Origin of the sequence: Phycicoccus sp. 3266 (assembly GCF_031456495.1) — a bacterium.
Classification (GTDB): Bacteria; Actinomycetota; Actinomycetes; order Actinomycetales; family Dermatophilaceae; genus Pedococcus.
In genome coordinates, this window is the sequence record NZ_JAVDUW010000002.1 from 633,484 (window position 1) to 651,039 (window position 17,556).

Annotated in this window: 17 protein-coding genes; 16 read left to right on the forward strand and 1 reads right to left on the reverse strand. The window is 72.3% G+C overall.

Features of this window, described 5'->3' with window-relative positions:
• The first annotated feature begins 94 nt into the window (after positions 1 to 94).
• The 8 genes from rho to prmC all read left to right on the forward strand — a co-directional run bounded on the left by rho (position 95) and on the right by prmC (position 9,897).
• A complete protein-coding gene (rho, locus tag J2X64_RS12850; protein WP_310154967.1) occupies positions 95 to 2,233 on the forward strand; it encodes a transcription termination factor Rho in 2,139 nt (712 codons plus the stop codon).
• Positions 2,234 to 2,463: 230 nt separating this feature from the next.
• A complete protein-coding gene (locus J2X64_RS12855) occupies positions 2,464 to 2,847 on the forward strand; it encodes a response regulator transcription factor (RefSeq protein WP_310154970.1) in 384 nt (127 codons plus the stop codon).
• Entirely contained in the window at positions 2,844 to 3,983 is a 1,140-nt protein-coding gene (locus tag J2X64_RS12860; protein ID WP_310154972.1) for a HEAT repeat domain-containing protein, read from the forward strand. Before J2X64_RS12855 ends, J2X64_RS12860 begins: the two co-directional genes overlap by 4 nt.
• Entirely contained in the window at positions 3,980 to 5,425 is a 1,446-nt protein-coding gene (locus J2X64_RS12865) for a glycosyltransferase (protein ID WP_310154975.1), read from the forward strand. Before J2X64_RS12860 ends, J2X64_RS12865 begins: the two co-directional genes overlap by 4 nt.
• A complete protein-coding gene (locus tag J2X64_RS12870) occupies positions 5,422 to 7,539 on the forward strand; it encodes an ATP-binding protein (protein WP_310154977.1) in 2,118 nt (705 codons plus the stop codon). Before J2X64_RS12865 ends, J2X64_RS12870 begins: the two co-directional genes overlap by 4 nt.
• A 99-nt stretch (positions 7,540 to 7,638) precedes the next feature.
• Positions 7,639 to 7,854: a 50S ribosomal protein L31 gene (gene rpmE, locus J2X64_RS12875; protein ID WP_310154980.1), complete on the forward strand. Its 216-nt coding sequence runs from the start codon at positions 7,639 to 7,641 to the stop codon at positions 7,852 to 7,854.
• Between the two features lie 109 nt (positions 7,855 to 7,963).
• The gene (prfA, locus tag J2X64_RS12880; RefSeq protein ID WP_310154983.1) at positions 7,964 to 9,040 is read left to right on the forward strand and encodes a peptide chain release factor 1; all 1,077 of its coding nucleotides are present in this window, start codon (positions 7,964 to 7,966) and stop codon (positions 9,038 to 9,040) included.
• On the forward strand, positions 9,037 to 9,897 hold the full coding sequence (gene prmC / locus J2X64_RS12885; RefSeq protein WP_310154985.1) for a peptide chain release factor N(5)-glutamine methyltransferase: 861 nt from the start codon (positions 9,037 to 9,039) through the stop codon (positions 9,895 to 9,897). The genes prfA and prmC overlap by 4 nt, the downstream gene beginning before the upstream one ends.
• Positions 9,898 to 9,997: 100 nt before the next feature.
• On the opposite strand, the gene J2X64_RS12890 is transcribed toward prmC, so the two are convergent.
• Positions 9,998 to 10,582, reverse strand: a complete 585-nt coding sequence (locus J2X64_RS12890) for a TetR/AcrR family transcriptional regulator (RefSeq protein ID WP_310154988.1) — start codon at positions 10,580 to 10,582, stop codon at positions 9,998 to 10,000.
• A 119-nt stretch (positions 10,583 to 10,701) separates the two neighbouring features.
• Between J2X64_RS12890 and J2X64_RS12895 the strand changes: the two genes are divergently transcribed.
• The 8 genes from J2X64_RS12895 to atpE all read left to right on the forward strand — a co-directional run bounded on the left by J2X64_RS12895 (position 10,702) and on the right by atpE (position 17,532).
• Positions 10,702 to 11,379 (forward strand): NAD(P)-binding domain-containing protein, encoded by a 678-nt coding sequence (locus J2X64_RS12895; RefSeq protein WP_310154991.1) that lies wholly within the window; start codon positions 10,702 to 10,704, stop codon positions 11,377 to 11,379.
• A gap of 72 nt (positions 11,380 to 11,451) precedes the next feature.
• On the forward strand, positions 11,452 to 12,321 hold the full coding sequence (locus tag J2X64_RS12900; protein WP_310154996.1) for an L-threonylcarbamoyladenylate synthase: 870 nt from the start codon (positions 11,452 to 11,454) through the stop codon (positions 12,319 to 12,321).
• Positions 12,311 to 13,591, forward strand: coding sequence for a serine hydroxymethyltransferase (glyA, locus tag J2X64_RS12905; protein ID WP_310155000.1), 1,281 nt, complete (start codon positions 12,311 to 12,313; stop codon positions 13,589 to 13,591). Before J2X64_RS12900 ends, glyA begins: the two co-directional genes overlap by 11 nt.
• 55 nt (positions 13,592 to 13,646) lie before the next feature.
• A complete protein-coding gene (locus J2X64_RS12910) occupies positions 13,647 to 14,765 on the forward strand; it encodes an MraY family glycosyltransferase (protein ID WP_310155002.1) in 1,119 nt (372 codons plus the stop codon).
• Between the two features lie 115 nt (positions 14,766 to 14,880).
• Positions 14,881 to 15,516 (forward strand): hypothetical protein, encoded by a 636-nt coding sequence (locus J2X64_RS12915; RefSeq protein ID WP_310155005.1) that lies wholly within the window; start codon positions 14,881 to 14,883, stop codon positions 15,514 to 15,516.
• Between the two features lie 272 nt (positions 15,517 to 15,788).
• Positions 15,789 to 16,235: a hypothetical protein gene (locus J2X64_RS12920; RefSeq protein WP_310155008.1), complete on the forward strand. Its 447-nt coding sequence runs from the start codon at positions 15,789 to 15,791 to the stop codon at positions 16,233 to 16,235.
• A 160-nt stretch (positions 16,236 to 16,395) separates the two neighbouring features.
• Positions 16,396 to 17,226 carry a F0F1 ATP synthase subunit A gene (gene atpB / locus J2X64_RS12925; protein WP_310155010.1) on the forward strand — a complete coding sequence of 277 codons (831 nt, stop codon included), beginning with the start codon at positions 16,396 to 16,398 and terminating at the stop codon, positions 17,224 to 17,226.
• 96 nt (positions 17,227 to 17,322) lie between these two features.
• Positions 17,323 to 17,532, forward strand: coding sequence for an ATP synthase F0 subunit C (gene atpE / locus J2X64_RS12930; RefSeq protein WP_310155013.1), 210 nt, complete (start codon positions 17,323 to 17,325; stop codon positions 17,530 to 17,532).
• The last annotated feature ends 24 nt before the right edge of the window (positions 17,533 to 17,556 follow it).

Here is a 17,556-nt window from a genome sequence, read left to right on the forward strand (position 1 = left end):
GCCCTGTCGTGCCGCATGTGACCCACTGGTCAGTCTCTGACCCAAGCACCGGACCGAATCTGACTGGTCCGCATACGAGGGGGAAGGATCCTTCGTGACAGACACCACCACTCTCGACACTGCGAGCACGCAGGACGAGAAGCCGCGACGTTCCGGCGCGCTCAGCACCATGAAGGTGGCCGAGCTCCAGGGGCTCGCGGCGAGCATGGGCATCACCGGCACCGCGAAGATGCGCAAGAACGACCTCGTGACGGCGATCAAGGACCGCCAGTCCGGGGGCGGCGCCGCGGCCCGTCAGGAGACCCGGCCCGAGCCGGCCAGCACGCCGGCCGCCGACCGTGCACCGCGCCGTGCCGGCCGCGGCGAGGGTGCTCCCGGCACCGAGGGCGCCGCCCACGCCGAGGGCGCCGCGCGCACCGAGGCTGCCGTCCGCCCCGACCGCGGTGGCGAGACCCGCGACGAGCGGCCCGCCCGCGACGAGGCAGTTCGCGCCGACCGCCGCGCCGAGCGTGGCGACCGCGGCGAGGAGACCCGCGCGGGCCGCACCGCCCGCGACGAGTCCGCCCGTGGTGACCGCCGCGAGGAGCGTCGCGGCGACCAGGGCCCGGCGCGCGGGGACCAGCGTGGCGACCGCCAGGGGAACCGCGAGGGCACCGAGAACCGTGACGGCCGCCAGGGCGACAGCCGCCAGGGTGACACCCGGCGCGACCACGACCGCGACGCGGACGCGCGCGACAGCCGCCAGGGTGACAACCGTCGGGACCACGACCGCGACGCGGACGCCCGTGGCAACCGCCAGGCCGACAACCGCCAGGCCGACAACCGCCAGTCCGACAACCGCCAGTCCGACAACCGCCAGGGCGACAACCGTCGGGACCACGACCGCGACGCGGACGGCCGCGACGGCGACAACCGGCAGCAGGGCCGTGGCCAGAACGCGGGCCAGGGCGGCTTCGACGACGACGGCGAGGGCCGTGGGCGTCGCCGCAACCGCAACCGGAACCGCAACCGGGACAAGCGTCGCGGTGGCCGCGGGGACTTCGGTGACTACGAGGGCGAGCCGCAGGTGACCGAGGACGACGTCCTCGTGCCCGTGGCCGGCATCCTCGACGTGCTCGACAACTACGCCTTCGTGCGCACCTCCGGCTACCTGCCCGGCGCGAACGACGTCTACGTGCCGCTCGGCATGGTCAAGAAGAACGGCATGCGCAAGGGCGACGCCGTCACCGGCGCGGTGAAGGCGCAGCACGACGACCAGCAGGGCCAGCGCCAGAAGTTCAACGCGCTCGTGCGACTCGACACGGTCAACGGCATGAGCCCCGACGACGCCCGCAAGCGGGTCGAGTTCGGCAAGCTGACGCCGCTGTACCCGCAGCAGCGCCTGCGCCTCGAGACCGAGCCGCACATCCTGACCACGCGGGTCATCGACCTCGTCGCCCCGATCGGCAAGGGCCAGCGCGGCCTCATCGTCGCCCCGGCCAAGGCCGGCAAGACGATGGTCATGCAGGCGATCGCCAACGCCATCACGACGAACAACCCCGAGTGCCACCTCATGGTCGTCCTCGTCGACGAGCGTCCCGAGGAGGTCACGGACATGCAGCGCGCGGTGAAGGGCGAGGTCATCTCCTCGACCTTCGACCGCCCGGCCGAGGACCACACGACGGTCGCCGAGCTGGCGATCGAGCGGGCCAAGCGCCTCGTCGAGATGGGCCACGACGTGGTCGTGCTCCTCGACTCGATCACCAAGCTGGGTCGCGCCTACAACCTCGCAGCCCCGGCGAGCGGGCGCATCCTCTCCGGTGGTGTCGACTCGGCGGCGCTCTACCCGCCGAAGAAGTTCTTCGGCGCCGCGCGCAACATCGAGAACGGTGGCTCGCTCACCATCCTCGCCACCGCCCTGGTCGAGACCGGGTCGCGGATGGACGAGGTGATCTTCGAGGAGTTCAAGGGCACCGGGAACATGGAGCTCAAGCTCGACCGCGGCCTGGCCAACCGCCGCATCTTCCCGGCGGTCGACGTGAACAACTCCGGCACCCGCAAGGAGGAGATCCTGCTCTCCTCCGAGGAGCTGAAGATCATGTGGAAGCTGCGCCGGGTGCTCGCCGCGCTCGACCAGCAGCAGGGCATCGAGCTGCTCATCGACCGGATCAAGAAGACCAAGAGCAACATCGAGTTCCTCATGCAGGTCCAGCAGACGTCCTCGATCAGGATCGACGACGACAAGGACGACTGAGGCGCCACGGCGGGCCGACGCGAGTCGGCCGCGCGCAATCCGCCCGAGGGCCCGGTACCGAACAGGTGCCGGGCCCTCGGGCGAACGGTGGGGGCCCGGTGGCCGGACGGACAGAGCAGGCCATCCGTTCGCCGCGCATGCGTCCACCCTGCATGTCCCGACCGACGCGGTGACGTGCGGCACCGTACATTTGAGCCCGTACATGCGCGGGTAGCCAGAGAGGACCGACGTTGACCACGCCACAGGGGACCCGGGTGCTCGTCGCTGACGACGACCCGGACATCCGAGACCTCGTCGACTTCAAGCTGAGCCAGGCCGGTTACGCCGTGCAGGCCGTCCCCGACGGCCTCGCCGCGTGGGAGGCCTACCAGCAGGAGGCCCCGGCCCTGGTCATCCTCGACGTCATGATGCCCGGCCTGTCCGGCATCGACGTCCTGCGCAAGATCCGCGACAGCGAGACTCCCAGCACCCCCGTCCTGCTGCTCTCGGCGAAGTCGCGTGACACCGACGTCGACACCGGGTTCGCGGTCGGGGCGGACGACTACGTCATCAAGCCGTTCAGCCCTCGCGAGCTCCTGCACCGCGTGAACGGGATCCTCGCCCGGGCCCGATGAGCTGGCACACGCTGGTCGTCGCGACGCTCGTCGTCCTCGTGGGCGTCGTGGCACTGGCGGTGGTCGTGGTCCTCACCAAGGTGCTGCGCACCAGGCGTGAGCAGGCGGCCCGGGCCGCCCTCGCCCCGTACCGCCTCCACCTCGTGGCGCTGGCCGCGGGGGAGGACGAAGACGGCAGCCACCTGCAGGCCCTCATGGAGGCGCCGGCCGCCGTCCACGGCGTCGTCGACGACGCGGTCGTCGAGTTCCTGCAGAAGGTGCGCGGCGCGCCGACCGACGAGCTGTCCATGGTCCTGCTGACCCACGGTGCCCTCGAGCGGGCGCCGCACCACCTGCGCAGCCGCAGCGAGCGCGAGCGGGCTCGGGCCGCCCAGATGCTCGGCCTGTGCCGCGTCGGCAGCGCCCTGCCGCTGCTCATCACCGCGCTGCAGGACTCCTCGCTCGAGGTCCGGGTGGCCGCCGCCCAGGCACTCGGCCAGCTCGGCGAGCCGACCGCGGCCGCGCCGCTGCTGGCGGCGGTGGGCGCCGAGCACGGCATACCGGCCGGCATCGGTGCCGACTCGGTGAGCAGCCTCGGCGTCGGCGTCGCGCCGGCCCTCGTGGACGCCCTCGGGTCGAACAGCCCGACGACCCGCACGGTCGCGGCATACGTCAGCGGCGTGGGCAGCTTCCGCCGCAGCGTCCCGGCCCTGCGCGAGCTCGTCCGGTCCGACCCCGACCTCACCGTGCGCGAGACCAGCGCGACGGCGCTGGGCAACATCGGCGCGGCCGACGACGTCGAGGTGCTCGCCGAGCACACCGGCGCGGCGCACCCGCTGCCGCTGCGGCGCATCTGCGCCGAGGCGCTCGGTGCCCTGGGAGACCCCGCCGCGGTCCCGCACCTGAGCGCCCTGCTCTCCGACCCGGACCCGCGCCTGGCCGAGATCGCCGCCAGCAGCCTCCTGGAGCTCGGGCCGCGCGGCCGGGCGGCCGTCGCCCCCGTCGAGGAGGAGGAGGCGCACACCGCGCAGCAGGGTCTCTGGGACTCCCGGCGCGGCCTGCCGGTCGCCTCCGCCGTCACGGTCGCCGCGCTGCGCGACGGCGTGCCCGAGGTCCTCGGGGAGGGCTCGACGGACGGGCCCGGGAGCGCCCGGTGACCGGTTTCCTGGAGTCGCTGCGCGCGGGTGTCGTGTGGCTGCTGGAGGTCACCACGATCCCGGTGCTCGTGTACTTCGTCCTCATCAACTCCTCCTACCTCGTCACGATCGTCCTGGCCGCGCTGGAGATCCGCGCCCAGCGACGCCGCGACGAGGCCGGCGTCCAGACGATGGGCCGGTCCCTCACGCCCGGGGTCTCCGTCCTCGTGCCGGCGCACAACGAGGAGGCCGGGATCGTCACGTCGGTCAAGGCGCTGCTGTCGCTGCGGCACCCGCGGCACGAGGTCGTCGTCGTCGACGACGGCAGCACCGACCAGACGCTGGCCCGGCTCGTCGAGGCGTTCGACCTCGTGCAGATCCCGCGCGTGCTGCCCCAGGACGTGCACGTCGAGGCGGCCCTGCGCGGCGTCTACGTGCCGCGCGACGGGCGCACGAGGCTGCTCGTCGTCACCAAGGAGAACTCCGGCAAGACCGAGGCCGTCAACACCGGCATCAACGCGGCCACCGAGCCGCTCGTCGCCGTCATCGACGCCGACTCGGTGCTCGAGCCCGACGCCCTGCTCCGCGTCGCCCAGCCGTTCTCCGACGACCCCACGCGGATGGTCGCGACCGGCGGGACCATCCGCGCCGTCAACGGCTGCCGCGTCGTGTCCGGTCGCGTGGTCAAGGTGGCCCTGCCGCGCACGTGGCTGCCGCGGATCCAGGTCGTCGAGTACTTCCGGGCGTTCCTGCTCGGCCGCACGGGCTGGTCGCGGCTCGGTGGCCTCATCCTCATCAGCGGCGCGTTCGGCCTGTTCCGGCGCGACATCCTCGTCGAGGTCGGCGGCCTCGACCACACCAGCATCGGCGAGGACTTCGAGCTCGTCATGCGGATCCACCGGCACCTGCGCGACGAGGACCGTGACTACCGTGTGCAGTTCGTGCCCGAGCCGGTGTCGTGGACCGAGGCGCCCTCGACCTTCCGGGTCATGCGCAACCAGCGTCGCCGCTGGCACCGCGGCCTCTGGGAGACCCTCTGGGCCTACCGCGGGATGCTCCTGCGCAAGCGCTACGGCCGCGTCGGCTGGGTCGCCCTGCCGTACTACTGGCTGTTCGAGCTGCTCGCCCCGCTGCTCGAGGCGTACGGCATCGTCATCCTGCCGCTCGCGCTGTGGCTGCACGTCGTGGACGTGCCCTTCGCCCTCCTCTTCCTCCTGCTCGCCTACGGGTATGCCGTCTTCGTCACGCTGGCCGCGCTGGCCGTGGAGGAGTGGGCCTTCCACCGGCACCAGCGCTGGGGCGACCTGGGCCTGATCCTGCTCTCCTCGGTGCTCGAGAACGTCGGGTACCGCCAGCTCACCGTGTGGTGGCGGCTCGAGGGCTGGTGGGCCAGCCTGCGCGGACGCAAGCAGGTGTGGGGTGTCATGACGCGCACGGGGTTCGAGGGCGGCGACACCCCGTGACGGGCGGTCCGGGCCGGCGCCGGGCAGGGGCGGGCCTGGCCAGCCGGTCGGTCGGCGTGCAGGTCCGCCTCCTCGCGGGGAGCCTGCTCGTGGTCCTGCCGGTGCTCTTCGGACTGGTCTTCGCCCAGCTGGTGCACCAGAACCAGGCCGCCTCGGTCCTCACGCTCTCGCTCGGCCCGGCCTTCGAGTTCAACAACACCGCGCTGCTCGACATGACCGAGGCGGAGGCGGGGTGGAGCCAGGAGGTCAACGGCGCCGTGCCGGTGATCCGCTACCGGCTCAAGGAGGGCATCGTCACCGCGGACCTCGACCACGTGGCCGGTGCCATCGCCTCGGACTCCCTCGACGACTCCCGCCGCGGCCGCTACGCACCCCTGCTCGCGACGCAGCGGGCGGCGGTCCAGGCATGGTTCGCGGCGGCGGAACGGGCCGAGACCAGCCTCGACCAGCCCCTGTCGGTGACGAGCACGACGCAGGCCGACGCCATCCGTGCCTTCCGCGAGGTGAGGGACAGCAACCGGGCGCTGGCCACCGAGCTCAAGACCGAGCGCGACCACGCCCGCCGGGACGTCCGGTCGTCCTCCGGCACGGCCACCGTCCTGCTCGCCGTGGCCGTGGTGCTCACGACCGTGCTGCTGGCGCTGTGGGGGATGCTCCTGCGTCGCTCGGTGTCGCGTCCCCTCGAGCGCCTGCGCGCGGTCGTCGCGCGCCATCGCGACGGCGACCGCGACGCCGCGGCCGACGACACCACCGGCGCCGCCGAGGTGCGCGGCCTGGCGGCCGACTTCAACGGCCTCACCCGTGCCAACCTCGTCCTGCAGGAGCAGCAGGCCTCCGTCCTGCTGCTGCACCAGCTGGCCCTCGACGTCGCGCGCGAGGTGCACGGTGCCCCCGACATCGACTCGGCCGTGTATGCCGTGTGCGCCATGCTCGGGGAGGGCCTCGCGGCCGACCGCGTCCTGCTCTACACGCACGACGAGGCGGGCCAGATCGACCAGCGCACCCAGTGGCGGCGGTACGACCTGCCCGACCTGCCGCCCCTCCCTCCGTCGCTGGGGCAGGAGGTCGCCCTCGTCAACGAGGAGCTGCGCAGGGCCGGCACGTTCTTCGCCGTGCCGGACTTCCTCGAGCCCGTCGTGCAGGAGCAGGAGAGGGCCCGGCGGTTCTACCGGGCCACGGGTGCCCGCAGCCTGCTCATGGTTCCCCTCGGGGTGGCCCAGCAGGGCCTCGGCATCCTGTCCGTGATGATGGTCGACGGCCCGCGCCGGTGGCGCCGGCACGAGATCCAGGCGGCCCAGCAGTGCGCCGGGTACGTCGCGCAGTCCATCGTCTCGCTGCGGATGCGGGAGCTGCAGGACGACCAGGTGACCCGCCTGACCGAGCTCGACAACCAGAAGACGGACTTCCTCGCGACCGTGTCGCACGAGCTGCGGACCCCGCTCACCTCGATCGCCGGCTACCTCGAGATGCTCGAGGACGGCGACTACGGCGACCTCACCCGCCCCCAGCTCGACGCCCTCGGGACGATCCGGCGCAACGCAGTCCGGCTCCGGGGGATGATCGAGGACCTCCTGGTCCTCAACCGGATCGAGGCCTCGGGCGTCCAGCCGAGCCTGCAGGACGTGCCGGTCGCCCGCCTGCTCGGAGGCGTGGTCGAGGTGCTGCGCCCCAGCGCCGCAACGGCCGGTGTCGACCTGCGCCTCGCGCCCGTCGACCCGGGCCTGGTGGTGCGCGTGGACCAGCAGCACATGGAGCGGACCTTCATCAACCTGGGCTCCAACGCCGTGAAGTTCACGCCGTCCGGTGGGCGGGTCGACCTGTCGGCCGGCGCGGACGGCGACCGCGTCGTCGTGACGGTCTCGGACACGGGCATCGGCATCCCGGCCTCGGAGCAGGCCAACCTGTTCCAGCGGTTCTTCCGGGCCAGCAACGCCACGCACCAGGCCATCCCCGGCACGGGCCTCGGGCTGGCCATCGCGCGGTCGATCGTCGCCGGGCACGGCGGGGACCTCGAGCTCGAGTCGGTCGAGGGCCTGGGCACGACGATCCGGGTGCGGCTGCCGCTCGTCGGCCGGGTCCCGGCGGGGAATGCCGCCCCCCTCGACGCCGTTTAGGAGAAGGTGCGCCACGTCTGGCACACTTGACCGCTGACCGGTTCACCGCAGCACGGGCAGATCCCGCGGACCCGGCCACACCGACTCGAGGAGCACGCTTTGAAGAAGGACATCCACCCGGAGTACGTCGCCACCACGGTGACCTGTACCTGTGGCAACACGTTCGAGACCCGCAGCACGGCTGCGAACGGCGCCATCCACGCCGAGGTCTGCTCGAACTGCCACCCGTTCTACACCGGCAAGCAGAAGATCCTCGACACCGGTGGCCGCGTGGCCCGCTTCGAGGCCCGCTACGGCAAGAAGGCCGCCAAGTAGCTTCCGCGATGCGCCGGTCCCGACCTCCACGGTCGGGGCCGGCGCATTTCGTTTCCCACCCGCCGCCGCGCAGCCACCGCGTGGCGACCACCGAGACCGGAGTACACCGATGCTGGAGTCCGCCGCAGCCCTCGTCGAGGAGCACGCCGCCCTGGAGGCGCAGCTGGCCGACCCCGCCGTGCTCGCCGACCTCGACCTGGTCCGCAGGGTGAACAAGCGGTATGCCGCGCTCGGCCCGACCGTCGCGGCATACCACGCGTGGCACGCCGCCCAGGACGACCTGGCGGCCGCGCGCGAGCTGGCCACCGAGGACGCGTCGTTCGCCGAGGAGGTGCCGGCGCTGCAGGAGCAGCTGGTGGCGGCGGAGGACCGGCTGCGCCGGCTGCTCGTCCCGCGCGACCCCGACGACGACCGCGACGTCATCCTCGAGGTCAAGGCGGGGGAGGGCGGCGAGGAGTCCGCGCTGTTCGCGGGCGACCTGCTGCGGATGTACCTGCGCTACGCCGAGCGCCGCGGCTGGAGGACCGAGGTCATCGACGCGACCGAGTCCGACCTCGGCGGGTACAAGGACGTCCAGGTGGCCGTGAAGGCCAAGGGCACGCCCGAGCCCGGCGACGCCCCCTGGGCGCGGCTCAAGTACGAGGGCGGGGTGCACCGCGTCCAGCGGGTGCCCGTCACCGAGAGCCAGGGCCGGATCCACACCTCGGCGGCCGGCGTCTGGGTCATGCCCGAGGCCGAGGAGGTCGAGGTTGCCCTCGACCCGAACGACCTGAAGATCGACGTCTACCGCTCGTCCGGCCCCGGCGGCCAGTCGGTCAACACGACCGACTCCGCGGTCCGCATCACGCACCTGCCGACGGGCCTCGTCGTGTCGTGCCAGAACGAGAAGAGCCAGCTCCAGAACAAGGAGTCGGCGATGCGGGTGCTGCGTGCCCGGCTGCACCAGATGGCGATGGACGAGGCCGCGGCCGCCTCCGCCGAGGCCCGCAAGAGCCAGGTGCGCACGGTCGACCGCAGCGAGCGGATCCGCACCTACAACTTCCCCGAGAACCGCATCTCCGACCACCGGACCGGGTTCAAGGCGTACAACCTCGACACCGTCCTTGACGGCGAGCTCGACCCGGTCGTGCAGTCGGCCGTCGACGCCGACGAGGCCGCCCGCCTCGCCGCCGTCGCGGATCGGTGAGCACCCTCCGGGCGGAGGTCGTCGCCGCCACCCGCGCCCTCGCCGACGCCGGGGTGCCCTCTCCCGAGGCCGACGCGCTCGCACTGGCGGCGCACGTCCTCGGCTGCGAGGTCTCCGACGTCCGGCGCCGGATGGTGCTGCTGGAGGAGTGCGACGCGGGCTTCGCGGGCCGGTATGCCGGGCTGGTCGCCGAGCGCGGGGCCCGGCTGCCGCTGCAGCACCTGACCGGACGCGCGCCCTTCCGGCACCTCACCCTGAGCGTCGGCCCCGGCGTGTTCACCCCCCGCCCGGAGACCGAGGTCGTGGCCGGGTTCGCCATCGAGGCGGCGCGCGCCAGCGGCGTGGCCCCGGTGGTCGTGGACCTGTGCACGGGCTCGGGTGCGATCGCGCTCGCGGTGGCCGACGAGGTGCCCGGCGCCACCGTGCACGCCGTCGAGCTGTCGGTCGAGGCGCACGCCTGGGCGGCACGCAACGTCGAGGCGACCGGGCTGCCGGTGGAGCTGCGCCTGGGTGACGCCACCACGGCATACCCCGACCTCGACGGCACGGTCGACGTCGTCGTCTCCAACCCGCCCTACATCCCGGTCGGGATGGTCCCGCTCGACCCCGAGGTCCGCGACCACGACCCCGAGGTCGCGCTGTACGGAGGCAGCGAGGACGGCCTCGCCATCCCGCTCGCGGTGGCGCGCCGGGCGGCCGGGTTGCTGCGACCGGGCGGGACGCTGGTGATGGAGCACGCCGACAGCCAGGGCGAGACCCTGCCCTCTGCCCTGCGCCGTACGGGGGAGTGGACCGACGTCGTCGACCACGCCGACCTGACCGGTCGCCCGCGGGCGTCCGTCGCCACCCGGGCCTGACCCTTTCCCCGACTTCTTGCCCGCCGGCCACCGTCCGCGGCCCCTGGGAGGGCTCCCACGGTGCCGGGCGCGCCAGAAGTCGGCCGGCCCGGCGCCCGGGTCAGGCGGCCTGCGTCGTCGCCGCCGTGACGAGGGCGCGGGCCGCCGCCGCTGCCGCCGTCGGTGCCTCCGGGTTCGCGTCGAGCGACCCGCTCGCCAGGCCGCCGTCGAGCAGCAGGGTGATCGACCGGGCCAGGCCGTCGGGGTCGGTGGCACCGGCCGCCGTGGCGAGGTCCCGAACCCACTCCAGCACGGCGGTCTTGTGGGCGACCGTGCGGTCGTGGACCGGGGTGCCCGGCAGCGACTCGGCGGCGGCGTTGAGGAAGCCGCAGCCGCGGTAGCCGTCGGACAGGCAGGCGCTGGACAGGGCGCCGAAGAGGCCGACGATCTGGTCGCCGGGGTCATCACCCGCCGCAGCCGCGGCTGCCCGCAGCTGGGCCGTCCACGCCTCGTCGACACCGTCGAGGTAGGCCACGACGAGGTCGTCCTTGGACGGGAAGTGCTTGTAGAAGGTCGCCTTGGCGACGCCGGACTCGGCGATGATCAGGTCAACACCCACGGCCCGGATCCCCTTGGCGTAGAAGAGGCGCGTGGCCGTCTGGAGGATGCGCTCGCGGGCGGAGCCGGAGGGGGCCGTCGTCGTCACGGACCCAGCATACCTTGTAGGTAGACAGGTCTGTCTGTTACGGTCTGACCGTTGGCGTAGACAGACCTGTCTACCCTCTGCCTCGCTTTCCCTCTCCCCCTCTTCCCCCAGGAGTTCCCATGAAGACCGCAGTCCTCGGCACCGGCGTGGTCGGACAGGCCCTCGCCTCCCGCCTCCTCGAGCTCGGCCACGACGTCGTCGTCGGCACGCGTGACCCCGAGGTGACGCTGTCCCGGACCGAGCCCGACGGGATGGGCAACCCGCCGTTCAGCGCGTGGCTCGAGGCCCACCCGGCGGCCCGCCTCGCGAGCCTGGCCGATGCCGTGACCGGGGCCGAGCTCGTCGTCAACGCGACCAGTGGTGCCGGCGCGCTGCCCGCCCTCGAGCAGGCCGGGGCCGACAACCTCGCCGGCAAGGTCGTCCTCGACATCTCCAACCCGCTCGACTTCTCCCAGGGCTTCCCGCCCAGCCTGTTCGTCAAGGACACCGACTCCCTCGGCGAGCAGCTCCAGCGCGCGTTCCCGCAGGCACGCATCGTCAAGTCGCTCAACACCCTCAACGCCGGCCTGATGGTCGACCCGAAGGCACTGGGGGAGGAGTCGACGGTGTTCGTCGCCGGCAACGACCAGGCGGCCAAGGACGCGGTCACCGAGCTGCTCCACAGCTTCGGTCACACCGACGTCATCGACCTCGGCGACATCACCGGCGCCCGGGGCACCGAGATGCTGCTGCCGGTCTGGCTGCGGCTGATGCAGACCCTGGGCACGGCGTCGTTCAACTTCCGGGTCGTGCGCTGAGCGCGGGCGGCCCCTCGGCGTGACCCCGGGGCTCCGGTCGTGCGACGACACGGCCGGAATAGGCTGTGCCGCATGAGCCCGGTCTACGACTGCACCACTGACGAGGGTCGCGCCGAGGGGGTCGCCAAGGCCGCCGAGGCCGTGCGCGCCGGGGAGGTGGTGGTCCTCCCGACCGACACCGTCTACGGCGTCGGCGCCGACGCGTTCTCCGCCGAGGCGGTCGCCTCCGTGCTGGCGGCCAAGGGCCGCGGGCGCGAGATGCCGCCGCCGGTCCTCGTCCCCAGCGTCCGGACCGTCGACGGCCTGGCCACCGACGTCCCGGCGTACGCCCGCGACCTCATCGCCGAGTTCTGGCCCGGGCCGCTGACGCTGGTCCTCACGGCGCAGGCCTCGCTCATGTGGGACCTCGGCGACACCAACGGCACGGTCGCGCTGCGCATGCCGCAGGACGACGTCGCGCTCGCGCTGCTCACCGAGGTGGGGCCGCTGGCAGTGACGAGCGCCAACCTCACGGGCCAGCCGCCGGCGACCACGGTCACCGACGCGGCCGCCCAGCTCGGCGCCGCCGTCTCGGTCTACCTCGACGGTGGCCCCACGACGAGCATGGAGGTGTCCACGATCGTCGACTGCACAGGTCCGACCCCGACGGTCCTGCGCGCCGGCGCGATCACCCAGGACCAGATCGACGCCGTGCTCGAGCGCCCGGCCGACGAGGCTGCGGCCGGGTCCGCTGAGCCCGCTGGGTCCGCTGAGCCCGCCGGGTCCGCGGAGCCCGCGGATGCCACGGAGCCTGCGGATGCCACGGAGCCTGCGGATGCCACGGAGCCCGCCGCGTCCGTGGCGCCCGCGGACGCCACGGAGGCCGCCGGCGAGCACGCCCTAGAGTTGCCCCCGACCTCCGAGCCCGCCGCCGACACCCCGGGAGAGACCCATGAGCGCTGACACCTTCTACGGCTCCGACTTCGGCGCGCTGGAGGCCTTCGACCCGGAGGTGGCCGGTGTGCTCGTCTCCGAGCTCGACCGCATCCGCAGCGGCCTGCAGCTCATCGCCAGCGAGAACATGTCCAGCCCCGAGGTGCTCACCGCGCTCGGCTCGACCCTGAGCAACAAGTACGCCGAGGGCTACCCCGGCCGCCGCTACTACGGCGGCTGCTCCGAGGTCGACAAGGCCGAGACCCTCGCCATCGAGCGGTGCAAGGCCCTCTTCGACGCCGACCACGCCAACGTCCAGCCGCACTCCGGCGCGAGCGCGAACCAGGCCGTCTACGGCGCGTTCATGCAGCCCGGCGACACCATCCTCGCGATGGCGCTGCCCATGGGCGGCCACCTCACCCACGGCACCAAGGTCTCGTTCTCGGGCAAGTGGTTCAACGCCGTCCACTACGGCGTCGACCGCCAGACGGAGAACATCGACTACGCCGAGGTCGAGCGCCTGGCCAAGGAGCACCGGCCCAAGGTGATCCTCGCCGGCGGCTCGGCGATCCCGCGCCTCATCGACTTCGAGTTCTTCCGCAAGCTGGCCGACGAGGTCGGCGCGATCTTCTGGGTGGACGCCGCCCACTTCATCGGCCTCGTCGCCGGCAAGGCGATCCCCAGCCCCGTGCCGTACGCCGACGTCGTCACCTTCACGACCCACAAGGTGCTGCGTGGCCCGCGCTCGGGCGCCCTGGTCTGCAAGGAGGAGCACGCCGCCAAGCTCGACAAGGCCGTGTTCCCGATGATGCAGGGCGGCCCGCAGATGCACACCATCGCGGCCAAGGCGGTCAACTTCAAGGAGTGCGCTACGCCCGAGTACCAGGCGTACGCCAAGCAGGTCATCGAGAACGCCTCGGTCCTCGCAACCGCGCTGGGGGAGAAGGGGATCCGGCCCACGACCGGTGGCACCGACACCCACCTGTCGCTGCACGACCTCCAGGGCGTGGGCGTCACCGGTGCCGACGCCGAGGCCCGTGCCGACGCGGCCGGCATCGTGCTCAACAAGAACGCCATCCCGTTCGACCCGCAGAAGCCGAACATCGCCAGCGGCATCCGCGTCGGCACCCCCTGCGTGACGACCCAGGGCATGGGCACCGAGCAGATGCGCACCATCGCCGACCTCATCGCCAAGGCGGTCGTCGAGGGTGACGCCGACCCCGACCACGCGGTCTCCAAGGAGGTCCGCGCGGGCGTGACGGAGCTCGTCACCAGCTTCCCGGCATACCCTCGGGGCTGACCGCCGGCGCAGAGCCCGGACGCCCGGTCCCCGATCCCACCCGAGAGGCACGTGGGTGCGCGAGTACCTCCTGGTCCTGATGGTCGCCGCGGTGGTGACGTATGCCGCGACGCCACTGCTGCGTGCCATCGCCGTGCGCCTGGGGGCGTTCACGCCGGTCCGTGACCGGGACGTGCACTCCGCCCCGATCCCGCGGCTCGGGGGAGTGGCGATCTTCCTGGGGTTCGCGGCGTCGATGCTCGCGGCGAGCCACCTGCCGTTCCTCGGGCAGGTGTTCGTCCTCGGGCCCGAGCTCAAGGGCGTGCTCTACGGCGCGGCGATCGTGTGCCTCATCGGCGCGATCGACGACATCCGCGAGATGGACTGGCTGACCAAGATGGGCGGCCAGATGATCGCCGCCGGGATCATGGCGTTCAGCGGGATCCAGCTCTTCCAGCTGCCGATCGGCGGGGTGACGGTGCTGCCGACGCCGATCATGGTGGGGCTCACCGTGTTCGCCGTCGTCGTCTTCACCAACGCCGTCAACTTCATCGACGGGCTCGACGGGCTCGCGGCCGGTGTGGTGGTCATCGCGGCGACGTCGTTCTTCATCTACAGCTACGGCATCTCGCGCACGTTCGACCCACCGAACGTGTTCTCCTCGGCCACCCTTATCTCGGCCGCGCTCATCGGCTGCTGCCTGGGCTTCCTGCCGCACAACTACCACCCTGCCCGGCTGTTCATGGGGGACTCGGGGGCGCTGCTCCTCGGGCTCCTGCTGGCCGCGGCGACCATCTCGACGACGGGGAACGTCACCCCGTCCCAGGTCAGCACCAACCCCGTGGCCGCCACCCTGCTGCCTCTCGTGGTCCCGCTGGCGATCATCCTGCTGCCGCTCGTGGACATCCTGCTCGCTGTCGTGCGCCGCACGCGCCGGGGGGAGCGGCCCTGGCAGCCCGACAAGCAGCACCTGCACCACCGGATGCTGCAGATCGGGCACGGCCACCGCCGGGCCGTCCTGCTGCTGTGGCTGTGGGCGGCGGTGACGTCCCTGGGCTCGGTCAGCTTCGTCCTGGTGCCCGACCCGCTCGTCGCCGGGATCGGCGTCCTCGTGGCGGTGGTCGTCGCCGGGGTGCTCACGGTCTGGCTGCCGCGCTGGTCCGCGCCCGGCCACCGCCCCCGCCGCATCGCCTGACCCGCGGCCGGGATCGGCCGATCGGGGCGAGTTCGCCCGATTCGCTCCCCGCGCGACCCCGGACGGCCGTACGGTGCCCCCGCTCCGTATCAGGACCAGAGGGGGGACCCACACCATGAGCTCGTTCGACCACGCCGCCACCGACCCCACGCTGCCCGGCCAGCCGCAGCCCGACCGCAGCGCAGGGCCGGCCGCCCCGGCGCCGGCGTCCACTGCACCCGCAGCCCCGGCGGCACCCTTCGTGACCGCACCCGCGACGGCGACGTCCGGGACGGCGACGTCCCTGCCCGCCGGAGCAGCAGTGCCCGCGGCGCAGCCGGTCGAGATCGTCCCGCGGGGCATCCTGTGGTCGCTCGCCGCGATCCCGCTGGGCATGCTCGCGTCGGTGCTGATCTGGAAGCTGGGCTACATCGCCTCGATCTCCAGCTTCCTCATCGCCGGCCTGGCCACCTGGCTGTATTCCAAGGGCGCGCGGGCGGTCCCGCGCCGGGGGCTGCTCCCGCTCGTCGGCGTCATCGTCGCCGGCGTGGTCCTGTCCTTCCTGGCCATCGTGGCGGCCGACATCGTGGACTACCACGGCACCCCGGAGGGGCAGGCCCTCGGCTACCCGTCGGCCCTCGACATGGTCGCGGCCAACCTCTTCGACCTCAAGGTGCTCGGCTCGTACGGGTCCGACCTCGTCATGTTCGTCGTCTTCGCCGCGCTGGGGATCTTCGGCACGCTCCGCCGGCTCGTGCGGTCGCGCGGCTGACGCCCGCGCCGGACGGCGCCCGCCCGACCATGGAGCCCCGCCCCCACGTCCTGGGGGCGGGGCTCCATGGCGTCCCGGTCCGGTGGAACGGCCGCGGTCGGGCGTGGCCTCGGGTGGGTTTGGGCGTGGCAGCCGGGGGGCATGACACCGGAGGTCATGGGCGGCGTTTGGGCCCGGAGGAGAGCTTGTGATAGCTTTCACAAGCGCCGGAGACGGCGTCCCGACCCTCTTTCGCCAGGCATCCAGCCCCGACGAACCAGGCAGGCCACACCATGTCGCAGCAGACCACGCCCAGGGGTGACAACCTCTTCCACGTGGTGCTCCGACGGGCCCTGGTCCCGGCGGCTGTCGCCGGCCTCGTCACGTCGGTCGTGCTGGGGGTCGTCCGCGGTCTCGGCGGGGGTGTGGCCGGCCTCGTGGGCGTGGTCATCGCCCTCGCGTTCTTCGCGTCCGGTCTGGTGATGCTCGGCCGGTTCGTGCGTGACCGCAGCGAGCCGATGCTCTTCATGGCCGTCGGCATGGCGGTCTACTTCGCCCAGGTGCTGGTGCTCCTGGGCGTGCTCGTCGTCGTCCGTCGGATCGACTCGTTCGACAGCGTCGCGGCCGGGGTCGCGATGCTCGTCACCGTGCTCGTCTGGCAGGCGGCGCAGGTGCTCGCGTGGCGGCACGCCCGCGTGCCGGTCTACGACGAGCCGGATGCCGGGACGGTGCGGCCGTGAGCGCCGCAGCCCGCGTCGCGGGTGGTCGCTGGGGTCGGGTAGCGTACGGGCTGTCGTCCGCCACGACTCCGGCCAGCGTCCGTCCGCGCAGTTCCTGCTGCACTGGCCCCCGACCCGGAGCGGCGGTGCGGCTGCTCGACAACTCACTGGAGGAGAGGCTGTGAGCCTGAACGTGGTGCCCCTGCACATTGCCGGCGTCGTCCCCGCCGCGGGCGGAAGCGAGGGCAAGTTCGAGACGCCGGGCGTCGCCAACTTCTGGTGGCCGCTGATCGGTGGTGACAGCCCCTGGACCTTCACCCGGCCCGCGCTGGTGCTGCTCATCTCCGTCGGCATCCTCGCGTGGTTCTTCGTCGGCACGAGCAGCAAGCTCTCCGTCGTCCCGAGCCGACGCCAGTTCATGGTGGAGGGCACGTACAACTTCGTGCGCAACACCATCGGCCGCGACATCATCGGCAGCAAGGACTTCCTGCAGTTCCTGCCGCTGCTGTTCACGCTCTTCACGCTGATCCTGCTCAACAACGTCTTCGGGATCGTGCCCTTCGTGCAGTTCCCGACGATGAGCCGCCTCGGTGTCCCGCTGGTGCTGACGCTGATCGTCTACATCACGTACCACACGGTCGCGATCCGCCGGAAGCACGGCGTGCTGCCGTACTTCAAGTCCCTCGTCCCGCCGGGGCTGCCGGGCTGGCTCAAGCCGATCCTGTTCGTGCTCGAGTTCCTCACCTACTTCGTGATCCGGCCGCTCACCCTGGCGCTGCGACTCATGGGCAACATGCTCGCCGGCCACCTCATGCTCCTGGTGTTCATCCTCGGCGGTGAGTACCTCCTGCTCCACGGCGGCAACCTGTTCCTCAAGTTCTCCGGCGTGCTGTCCTTCGGCTTCTCGATCGGCATGACGTTCTTCGAGCTGCTCATCGAGTTCCTGCAGGCGTTCATCTTCACCCTGCTGGCCGCGCTGTACATCGCCGACGCGGTCTCCGAGCACCACTGACCCCACAGTCCCGGGGCCCCGGTCCCGTCCGCAGCACCAACTGAACACACACCCACGACACCGGGAACCGTCCCGGTGCCACCGAAAGGATCGAAAATGACCGGCAACATCGCCTTCCTCGGCTACGGCCTCGCCGCGATCGGCCCCGGCATCGGTGTCGGCCTGATCTTCGCCGCCTACATCAACGGTGTCGCCCGCCAGCCCGAGGCTCGCGGAATGCTCCAGACCATCGCCTTCACCGGCATGGCCATCACCGAGGCGCTCGCGATCCTCGGTCTGGTGTTCGCGTTCGTCTTCAAGGGCTGACCCCCTCCTGACGCCCCACCTCCC